Below are 6,927 nucleotides of genomic sequence, written 5' to 3' on the forward strand. Positions count from 1 at the left end.
TCACCGACCACTCCGACTACGACTACGGCCGCATCGTGCGCGAGTCGCGACTGGTGGTGGACACCCGCAACGCCACCCGTGGCATCGAATCGCCCAAGATCGTGCGCTGCTAGCTCCTCCCGGGCGCACGGAATGAGTTAGGATGCGGGGGACCTTCCCCTTCTACCCGGCATGAGCCCGCCCAGCACACCCGCGATCGCCAGCCCGGAAGGCCGGTTGCTGCTGGCGTGCGCGCGCACTCCGCTGGAGCCGGAGCACAAGCAGCGGCTGCGCGAGCTGGCGGCGACGCCGCTGGACTGGGAGCTGCTGTTGCAGGCGGCGGAGCTCCACGGCCTGGAACCGCTGCTCTGCTGGAACCTGGCGGAGAACGCCGCGGAGGTGGCGCCTGCGGTGGTGGTGGAGCGGCTGAAAGTCCGCTTTGCCCGCCACGCGCGCAGCAATCTGCTGCTGGCGGGCGAGCTGCTGCGGATCCTGCATGGCCTGGAAGCCGCCGGCATTCCTGCCCTACCCTACAAAGGCCCGGCGCTGGCCGCCGGCCTGTACGGCGACCTGTCGCTGCGGGAGTTTTCAGACCTCGACATCCTGGTGGAGTCGGGGCACGTCCCCGCCGCGCGCGATCTGCTGCTGGCTGCCGGGTATCGCCCGCAGATCGAGCTGAGCGCGCAGCAGCAGAGCGCCTACCTGCGCTCCGGGTGCGAACTGGGATTTGTGGGCCGCGAAGGCGCCGTGGTGGTGGAAGTCCACTGGCGCATCGCACCGCGGCACTTCGCCACGGAGCCCGCGGTGGACGAGTTCCTGCGGCGGGCCCAACCGGCACGACTGGGAGAGGAACAGGTGCGGACCCTGTGCCCCGAGGACCTGCTGCTGGTGCTGGCGTTGCACGCCGGCAAGCACCTGTGGCGAGGCCTGGGCTGGATCTGTGACGTGGCCCAGTTGCTGCGCCGGTCCCCGGACCTGGATTGGGGCGCGGTCGAGCAGCGCGCGGGGACATTGGGGCTGCGGCGGCTGGTCCACCTGCCGCTGCACCTGGCGCGCGAGCTGCTGGACGCGCCGCTGGCCGCCGGCCCGGCGGCCGCGATCGATGCCGACGCGGAGCTCCAGTTGCTGGCGCGGGAGGTGCTGCAGCGGCCGCTGGTCGAGTCTGTGGGCACGGAGTGGAGCGTCGCCGACCACCGTTTTTTCCTGCGCGCCCGCGAGCGCCGCCGCGACCGCATGCGCTATCTCCTGCGCCTGGCGGTGACCCCGGGCGCCGCCGAGTGGCAGAGCGTCCGCCTGCCCGCCTTCCTCTTTCCGCTGTATCCCGCGGTGCGGCTGGCGCGGCTGGCGGGCAAGGGGATGCGCCCGTGAACCCGCCTCCGGTCGCACCTTCCCCCGAGACCACCGGCTTCGTCCGCCCGGTGAGCGTGGCGCTGGAGTCGGTGAGCAAGGTCTTCCGCCACCGGCCGGCGCTGCTGAACTGGATCGGGCGGGAGCGCGGCGGCGAGACCCGCGCCCTCCAGGAGGTGAGCCTGAGCGCCGCCCCGGGCGAGGTGCTGGTGCTGGTGGGCCCCAACGGCAGCGGCAAGACTACGCTACTCAAGCTGGTCTCCACCATGCTGCTTCCCGACGGCGGGCGGGTGGAGGTGGCGGGCGCGGACACGGTGCGCGAGGCCGCGCGCGCGCGCGGCGCGGTGGGATTCGCCGTGGCCGCCGAACGCTCCTTCTATCCTCGCCTCACGGCGCGGGAGAACCTGGCCTTCTTCGCCGCCCTGGATGATGTTCTCCGGGAACAGCGGCGCGAGCGGGTGGAGTGGGCGCTGGAGAAGGCGGGACTCACCGAGGCCGGCGACACCCTGGTCATGAAATTCTCCAGCGGCATGTACCAGCGGCTGGGCATCGCGCGCGCCCTGCTGAAGAAACCCGCCGTGCTGCTGCTGGACGAGCCCACGCGCAGCCTGGACCCGGCCGCGGCCTCGCGCTTCTGGACGCTGGTGCGCGAGACCGCCGACGCGGGCGCCGCCATCCTGCTCACCACCCATCGCTTCGACGAGGCCATGGCGGTGGGCGACGCGGTGGCCGTGCTGGCGCGCGGCGTGCTGGCGGGACAGCACCGCCTGGGAGCGGGCGTCTCGCTGGAGGAACTGCGCGCCTTCTACTTCCGGGAGACGGAAGGCGAGAGCCCGGCCGGCGCGGGAAAGGAATAGAGCTTGGCCGTCCTGCTCGACAAATTGCTGGCCATCTGGCGGCGCGACCTGCTGATCGCGCTGCGCTATCGCGCCGGCTTCTGGATGCCGGTGCTGGCGCTGCTGGCGGAGATGGTGGCGTTCTACTACCTGGCGCGCGCCATCGGCCCGGGCTTCCGCCCCGAGGGCATGGACTACTTTTCCTTTCTGCTGATCGGCACCGGCTTCTACGGCTTCTTCGTGGTGGGCATCAGCGCCTTCGTGAGCGCGGTGCACGACGCCCAGATCAGCGGCACCATGGAGGTGCTGATGACCACCTCCACGCCCGCACCGGTGATCATCTTCCTGACCGCGGCCTCGGTCTTCCTGGAGCGCACCTTGTACCTGGTGCTCTATCTCGGCCTGGGCCTCTGGCTCTTCCGCGTGCCCTTGAATCTGAACCTGTGGGGATGCGTGGCGGTGTTCCTGGTCTCGCTGGTGGTGGCGGTGGCCATGGGGATCGCGGCCGCCGCCCTGCAGGTGCGGCTGCAGAAAGGCAGCGCCGTGGTGTGGCTGTTCTCGTCGCTGGCCTGGCTGCTGACCGGGATGACCTTCCCGGTGAGCGTGCTGCCGCCCTGGCTGCAGAAGCTGGCGGCGCTCATCCCCGTGACCCACTCCCTCGACGGGCTGCGCATGGCCATGGTCAAGGGAGCCTCGTGGAGCGCCCTGGCGGCGCCTCTGGCGGCCTTGCTGGCCTTCGCGGTGCTGCTCCTGCCGCTCAGCCTGTGGCTGTTCGGGCGCGCCCTGCGCCGTGCCCGCATCGAGGGCACGCTGTCGTTCTACTGAGGGCGATCTTACATTTGGACTTGCAGGAATGAAGCCGCGGGGCGGGATTCAGTGGCCGCGCTCGGCTCGTTGGAGGCCCGCCCTGGCGGCGGCATTGTTGGGATCGAGGGCGAGGGCGCGGCGGAAGGCGCGGGCGGCGCCCGGGTAGTCGCCCTGGGAGAGGCGGAAGTTCCCCATATCGATGGCCTGCTGGATGCGCATCTGCTGGACGCCGACGTTCTCGTCGCTCGCCGAGGGCAGCGCGCCCGCCACCGGTGGAGCTTCCTGGGTGGCGCCTCCGAAGGGCGCCGGACGCGGAGCGGAAGTGGTGGTGGACTCGGTCCTGCTGGAGGAGGGCGCGGCCCGGCTGGAGGATCCGTAGCCAGCAGCGCCGGTGACCACGTCGATCTGATTGTCGATCTGCACCACTCCGGGGATCGCTCCGACCACGGCCTGGGCGAATCCTGGAATGTTGGCGTTGTTGGTCCTGCCGATGAGGGTGACCACGCCTTGCTGCACGCTCACCTGGATGGGCATGCGGCGCAGGGTGGGAGAATCATGCAGTGCCTGCTTCACATCCTGGAGGATCTGAGCGTCGTCCCGGGTGGGAGCGGCGCCGGTCGCGGCCGCCTGCGGAGACGCAGCGGGCGCGTGTATGCGATTCCACGCAAACACGGCGATGATCAGCAGCAGCAGCGCGCCCAGGCCGATGTAGCCCGCCTTGGGCAGCCAGGCAGGCAGGGCGGGCAGCGCCAAGCCTGGGCCTTTGGGCTTGCTCTCCTGGTAGACCGTCTGAGTCTGCTCCGGGCCGGGGCGGCCGCCTTGGGAGGGCCTGCTCTGGGGCGCCGGCGCCGACCCGGGTGGAGGCGTAGGCCGAGGGCGCGGCGTAGGAGTCGGCACCGCCACCCCGGGCACCGGCTTGGCTTCGACCTGGGCGGGAGGAGCCGCGCTCGGCCTGGGAGTGACCCCAGTCGGCGGTCCGGCGACGATGGTTGGGGTCTTCCTCGGCGGCGGCGGCGGTGGCGGCGGCGGTTCCTCCGGCTCCAGCTCGGGAGGCAGTTGGGCCTTCTTCATGGCCTCGAAGTCGACTCCCGCGAAGCGCACGCCGGAGTCGCGGTCGCGGCCCTTGTAACCGACGTCGAGGTCCTCGTCGTGGGCCGGGGGCGGCGGAGTGGGTGGCGGCGGGGCGGGCTTGACCTCGAACTCCGGAAGGGCCGCCGCGGCGGCGGCCGCCTTGGCGGCAGGAGCCGCGGCAGGCGCTGCGGAAGCCTCCCAATGATCGGGATCGCTGAGCGCCCGGGTCATCTCCTCGGCGCTCTGGAAGCGCTTGCCCGGTTCCTTCTCCAGGGCGCGCATCACCAGCGTCGAGACCTTCGCCGGAATGTCCCGCTCGGGGCAACGCTCGCGCGGAGGCTTGGCCTGGGCCTGCAAATGTTGCAGCAGCACGCCGATGGGCGTGTCGGAGTCGAAGGGCGGCGCCCCGGTCAGCATCTCGTAGAGGACGGCGCCCAGCGAGTAGAGGTCGGCGCGGCCGTCGATCTCGCTGCCGGGCTTGCCCATGGCCTGCTCGGGGGAGATGTACTGCGGCGTCCCCACCACCACCGAGGTCTGGGTGGGAGTGTAGCCGGGAGTGCCGATGGGTCCGCCCTCGCGCACGGTGGCGATGCCGAAGTCCAGCACCTTGGCGATGTCGCTGCCGTACTCCGACTTGGCGGGCATGGGGACGATGAGGATGTTGTCAGGCTTGATGTCGCGGTGGACGATGCCGAGCTTGTGGGCGGCGTCCAGGGCGGCGGTGACCTGGCGGGCGATGCGCACCGCCCGCTGCGCCGGCATGGGACCGCCTTCGTGCAGCACGGTGCGCAGGTTCTTGCCCTCCACGTAGTCCATCACGATGAAGGGGCGGCCGTCGTCGGTGGTGTCGAAGTCGTCGATGTGGACGGCGTTGGGATGGCGCAGCTTGCGCGCGATGATGGCTTCGTTCTTGAAGCGCTTGAGGAACTTCTCGTCGCGCGCCAACTGGTTGCTGACCACCTTGATGGCGCGGATCTCGTTGAAGGTCAGGTGCTTGGCGCGATAGACGGAGGCCATGCCGCCGGAGCCGATCTTGTCCAGGATCTCGTACTTGCCGCGCAGGATCATGCCCGGCACCAGCTCTTCGGTCTCCCGCAGGGGGGCCTGGTCCTTGGGGCACACCGAGAACTCGGGGGGATAGGTGGTGCGGCAGGTGTCGCAGTATTTCATCGCGGGAGCCTCGGCTCCTTACGAACGAAACACCGGGACATTGCAACTGAGGTCCCGAAGGGCGCGCAAGTCACTGCTGTCATACCGGGGGAAAAGACTGGGCAGATTTTACTACCCGCCGGGCCCAAAGGGCCCGGAAAAAAGCACCGGCCGGAGGTCGCACCCCCACCCTAACGGGCAGTGTCCGTTGGTCACCAGGGCGGGCCCAGCCGCCCAGGGCGGGCAGGGTTGCAGGCGAGCCCCCATTCCCGATAACCTTGGCAGGTTCAAGACGTCCAAGGACTACAACCCTCTACGTCCACAAGCGAGGTTCCCGCATGTTCCGCAAGATGATGCTCCTGGCAACTCTGATGTTGTGCGTGGGAATGGTGAGCGCCCAGATGCAGCCGGCCGCCGCCTCCGCGCCCGCCAAAATCACCTATCCCCAGACCAAGACCGGGGACACGGTCGACGACTACTTCGGCACCAAGGTCACCGACCCCTACCGCTGGCTGGAGGACGAGAATTCGCCCGAGACCAAGGCGTGGGTGGAGGCGGAGAACAAAGTCACCTTCGCGTACCTGGACACCATCCCGGAGCGCGCGGCCATCAAGGCGCGTCTGACCGAGCTGTGGAACTATGAGCGCTTCGGCAATCCCCGCAAGGAGGGCAGCCACTATTTCTTCGCGCGCAACTCCGGGCTGCAGAACCAGAGCGTGTGGTACCAGGTAGACTCGCTGGCGGGCGAGCCGCGGATGCTGCTCGACCCCAACACCCTCTCCGCCGACGGGACGGTGGCGGTGGGCGGGCTGGCCTTCACCGACGACGGCAGCCTGCTGGCCTACAGCGTGCAAGACGCGGGCTCCGACTGGCAGGAGTGGCACGTGATGAACACGCAGACCGGCGCGAAGCTGCCGGACGTGATCAAGTGGGCGAAGTTCTCCGGGGCCTCGTGGACCAAGGACGGCAAGGGCTTTTTCTACAGCCGCTACGACGAGCCCAAGGCCGAGACCAAGATGACCGGTGCCAACTACTTCCAGAAGCTCTACTACCACCAGCTGGGCACGCCCCAGTCGGAAGACGTGCTGGTCTATGAGCGTCCGGACAACAAGGAGATGGGCTTCGGAGGCTTCGTGACCGACGACGGCGCCTACCTGGGCATCACCGTGTGGCAAGGCACCGATCCCAAGAACCGCTTCTACTACAAGGACCTGGGGCAGAAGGACGCGCCAGTGGTGCGGCTGCTCGACGACTTCGATGCCCGCTATGCGTTCGTGGGCAACCTTGGCCCGGTGTTCTACTTCCAGACCGACCTGCAGGCGCCGCGGGGGCGCGTGATCGCCATCGACCTGCGCCATCCCGAGCGCAAGGACTGGAAGACGATCGTGCCCGAGTCCAAGGACGCCATGGACAACGTCAGCCTGCTCGACAAGGACAAGCTGGTCATCTCCTACCTGCACGATGCGCGTGCCCTGGTCAGCATCTTCAGTGCTGACGGCAAGCACCTGAAGGACCTGGAACTGCCGGGGATCGGCACCGCCGCCGGCTTCGGCGGCAAGACCAACGACACCGAGACCTTCTACACCTACACCAGCTACACTACGCCGGCCACGGTCTACCGCTACGACTTCACCACCGGCAAGAGCACGCTATTCCGCCAGCCCAAGGTGGCCTTCGACCCCAGCCAGTACGAGACCATGCAGGTCTTCTACACTTCCAAGGACGGCACCCGCGTGCC

At 69.0% G+C, this 6,927-nt stretch carries 5 protein-coding genes; 4 read left to right on the forward strand and 1 reads right to left on the reverse strand.

All coding sequences use genetic code 11. The features are described 5' to 3' along the window. The first annotated feature begins 171 nt into the window (after positions 1–171). From VEG08_10705 to VEG08_10715, 3 genes are read left to right on the forward strand one after another with little or no spacing between them, the layout of a single operon-like run. On the forward strand, positions 172–1,347 hold the full coding sequence (locus VEG08_10705; protein ID HXZ28456.1) for a nucleotidyltransferase family protein: 1,176 nt from the start codon (positions 172–174) through the stop codon (positions 1,345–1,347). Continuing rightward, the gene (locus VEG08_10710; GenBank protein ID HXZ28457.1) at positions 1,344–2,183 is read left to right on the forward strand and encodes an ABC transporter ATP-binding protein; all 840 of its coding nucleotides are present in this window, start codon (positions 1,344–1,346) and stop codon (positions 2,181–2,183) included. The genes VEG08_10705 and VEG08_10710 overlap by 4 nt, the downstream gene beginning before the upstream one ends. Before the next feature lie 3 nt (positions 2,184–2,186). Next, positions 2,187–2,987 (forward strand): ABC transporter permease, encoded by an 801-nt coding sequence (locus VEG08_10715; protein HXZ28458.1) that lies wholly within the window; start codon positions 2,187–2,189, stop codon positions 2,985–2,987. Positions 2,988–3,035: 48 nt separating this feature from the next. Here the strand turns inward: VEG08_10715 and VEG08_10720 are convergent, their stop codons facing one another. Then, positions 3,036–5,210, reverse strand: coding sequence for a protein kinase (locus tag VEG08_10720; protein ID HXZ28459.1), 2,175 nt, complete (start codon positions 5,208–5,210; stop codon positions 3,036–3,038). A gap of 317 nt (positions 5,211–5,527) precedes the next feature. On the opposite strand from VEG08_10720, the gene VEG08_10725 reads away from it, so the two are divergent. Continuing rightward, positions 5,528–6,927, forward strand: a 1,400-nt coding sequence (locus VEG08_10725) for a S9 family peptidase (protein HXZ28460.1), incomplete at its 3' end; no start/stop codon positions are given.

The sequence above is a fragment of the Terriglobales bacterium genome (assembly GCA_035624475.1).
In the GTDB taxonomy this organism is placed as follows: Bacteria; Acidobacteriota; Terriglobia; order Terriglobales; family Acidobacteriaceae; genus DASPRL01.